Origin of the sequence: Pseudomonas sp. G5(2012) (genome assembly GCF_000408945.1) — a bacterium.
In the GTDB taxonomy this organism is placed as follows: Bacteria; Pseudomonadota; Gammaproteobacteria; order Pseudomonadales; family Pseudomonadaceae; genus Aquipseudomonas; species Aquipseudomonas umsongensis.
Genome location: NZ_APIO01000049.1, coordinates 1 through 2,927 on the forward strand (window position 1 = coordinate 1; position 2,927 = coordinate 2,927).

A 2,927-nucleotide genomic window follows, 5' to 3' on the forward strand; every position below is an offset into this window, starting at 1 on the left:
GCGGAGCGTGGGAACGATCGAGGGGGGGTCAGAACTTGTTCAGGGGGATTTTCAGGTAGACCACGCCATTGTCCTCCGCCGGCGGCAGATTCCCCGCCCGCACATTGACCTGAATCGCTGGCAGCAGCAGCGTCGGCATGCCCAACCCGGCATCGCGTCGGGTGCGCATGTCGACGAACGCGGTTTCGTCGATGCCGTCGCGCACGTGGATGTTGCTCTTGCGTTGTTCGCCAACGGTGCTCATGCAGTGCGGTTCACGGCCCTCGGGCGGGTAGTCGTGGCAGACGAAGAGGCGCACGCTGGCAGGGAAGGCCAGCAGCTTGTGGATCGAGGCAAACATCTGATGGGCGTCGCCGCCAGGAAAGTCGCAGCGGGCGGTTCCGACGTCGGGCATGAACAGGGTGTCCCCAACCAGGATCGCGTCGCCGTCGACCAGGTAAGCCATGTCCGCCGGGGTATGGCCAGGTACATGCAAGGCGGTGGCCTTGAGGTTGCCGATGCGAAATGACTCGTTCGGGGCGAACAGGTGATCGAACTGCGAGCCGTCAATGCAAAACTCCGGCTCAAGGTTGAACAGGGTCTTGAACACGCCCTGCACCTTGCAGATCGACTGGCCGATGGCGATCTTGCCGCCCAGTTCCCGGCGCAGGTAAGGCGCGGCGGACAGGTGATCGGCGTGGGCGTGGGTTTCCAGCAGCCATTGCACCTGCAAGCGGTGCTCGCGCACGAAGGCGATGATCCGGTCGGCCTGCAGGGTGCCGGTCCGTCCGGCAGCCGGGTTGTAGTCGAGTACCGGATCGACGATCGCGCATTGTCCGCCATCGGTTTCGTAGATGACGTAACTGTAGGTTGACGAGGCGTCGTCATAAAAAGCTTCAATGAGGGCGGGCATGTGGGTTTTTTCTTCAGGGGCAAGTCATGAGGTTAGATTCATTTTCCCTGCGCTGACCAGCCCACGACACATTCAGTTGATGAAAAAAACGCTGCGGGCTCTATCCTGTCACTCTATCGATACCGGGCGTTCCCGGCCTTTGTCATGGATTACGAGCGTTCTATGTTGCTGGCGAGTTTTTTTGGTGTGGTCATGGGGTTGGTGCTCGGTTTGACCGGGGCCGGGGGCGGTATTCTTGCAGTGCCGGCGCTGGTGTTGGGACTCGGCTGGAGCATGACCACGGCGGCGCCCGTCGCGCTGTTCGCCGTAGGCAGCGCAGCGGCGGTCGGTGCCATCGATGGCTTGCGCCATGGCCTGGTACGCTATCGCGCGGCGCTGTTGATTGCCTTGCTGGGCGCGATGTTTTCCCCGCTGGGCATCTACTTCGCCCATCGACTGCCGGAAAAAGTCCTGATGATCCTGTTCAGTCTGCTGATGGTCATGGTGGCTGCACGGATGTTGCGTCGCGAGCGCAAGGACCAGGGGCCCAGCGATCATGGTCACGCCAACTGGGGCCAGAAGAACTGCATGCTCGATCAGCAGACCGGGCGCTTTTCCTGGACCGCCAAATGCACCGCGACCCTCGCGGCCCTCGGTGCGGTGACCGGTGTAGTCTCTGGCTTGCTGGGTGTGGGCGGCGGGTTTCTGATCGTGCCGGCCTTCAAGCAGCTGACCGACGTGCAGATGCGCGGCATCATTGCCACGTCCCTGATGGTCATCAGCCTGATCTCGGCCATCGGCGTGATCGGCGCATTGCATGCCGGGGTGCGCATCGACGGGTCTGGCATGGCCTTTATCGCCGCCAGCATCGTGGGCATGATCATCGGCCGAAAGCTTTGCGCGCGAGTGCCGGCGCGGGCGCTGCAGGTGGGATTTGCGAGCATCTGCCTGGCAGTCTCCGCCTACATGCTATTGCGGGCAGGTCTCTGAATTCTTGTAGGAGCGAGCATGCTCCGGGCGGCGTACCGACGATGGAGGTCAACGATAACGCGGGAAGCCTGACACCCCGCGGCGTTCTTGGGTTCATCGCGAGCATGCTCGCTCCTACAAAGGGCGGTAATGCAGTGTGAAGGACAATTCTGCCGATTGGCCCTGCTCCAGCAAACGCAACCCGGGCCGACTTGGCAAGTGGTGCGCGTTGACCGGGTGGCTGACCGGTTCGATGCAGAAAAAACCCAGTCCTGGCGGACAATAGAGCAGGTAGTAATCGCTGCCGGTGGCCTGGCATTCCAGCTCGTAACCAAGGTCGGGTTGCTGAATCAGGCAGTGGCCATCCCAGTTGCAGAAACCGTTGTCGACCAGTGTCTGGGGCAGGGCCTTGGGCTGCTGGAAATCCCATTCGGCAGGTAATGCACTCAGCCCGGTTGGTAGTCTGGTGGTGTCGCACAGCCACACTTGCCCGGCCTTTGCCTGTAATCGCGTGCCAGCGCTTCGGGGTAGATAAGGGTGCAGGCCCAAGCCATGCCAGGCCGCGTGTTCGGCCAGATGGGTAACGCTCAACTCGATACTCAGCTTGCCTTTATCGAGATGGAAACGTTGGCGGGCGCAATAGGCAAAGGGCTCGGTGCTATCGAGTTGCAGCACCACATCGTTAGGCGTTTTGGAGACTACCTGCCACGGCTGCTGCCAGGCGCTGCCATGAATCGGCAGAGGATCGGTGAGGCTATTGGGCACCAGGGGCAGCCAGCCATCCGGGCAATCGAATCCCCCTTCGGCAATGCGGTTGGACCACGGCACCAAGGGGAAGCAGCCCAGTTTGCCGGGAAGGCCTGCGTTCAATGCGTGCTCATCGGCGTGTCGTAACAACGGCTGGCCGGTGTGGCGCACGGACCAGTTGACGATGCTGCCGCCAAGTTCGGGGGCGAGGGTGAGGCGGGTGAGTTCGTCTTCGAGTTCGAGCAATGTGGGTTTCATATTCACCAGCGGTAAAGGGAATGCACGGATTGCCTTTGTAGGAGCCGGCTTGCTGGCGATGGCGCCCTTGAGAACGCCATCG

Annotated in this window: 3 protein-coding genes; 1 reads left to right on the plus strand and 2 read right to left on the minus strand. The window is 61.7% G+C overall.

Translation table 11 applies throughout. The features are described 5' to 3' along the window. Positions 1–28 precede the first annotated feature (28 nt). The gene (locus PG5_RS16765) at positions 29–892 is read right to left on the minus strand and encodes an MBL fold metallo-hydrolase (protein WP_020798309.1); all 864 of its coding nucleotides are present in this window, start codon (positions 890–892) and stop codon (positions 29–31) included. 162 nt (positions 893–1,054) lie between these two features. Here PG5_RS16765 and PG5_RS16770 point away from each other — a divergent pair, with 162 nt between their 5' ends. After that, on the plus strand, positions 1,055–1,861 hold the full coding sequence (locus PG5_RS16770) for a sulfite exporter TauE/SafE family protein (protein ID WP_020798310.1): 807 nt from the start codon (positions 1,055–1,057) through the stop codon (positions 1,859–1,861). 114 nt (positions 1,862–1,975) lie between these two features. Here the strand turns inward: PG5_RS16770 and PG5_RS16775 are convergent, their stop codons facing one another. Next, positions 1,976–2,845 (minus strand): aldose 1-epimerase, encoded by an 870-nt coding sequence (locus PG5_RS16775; protein WP_020798311.1) that lies wholly within the window; start codon positions 2,843–2,845, stop codon positions 1,976–1,978. Between the last annotated feature and the right edge of the window lie 82 nt (positions 2,846–2,927).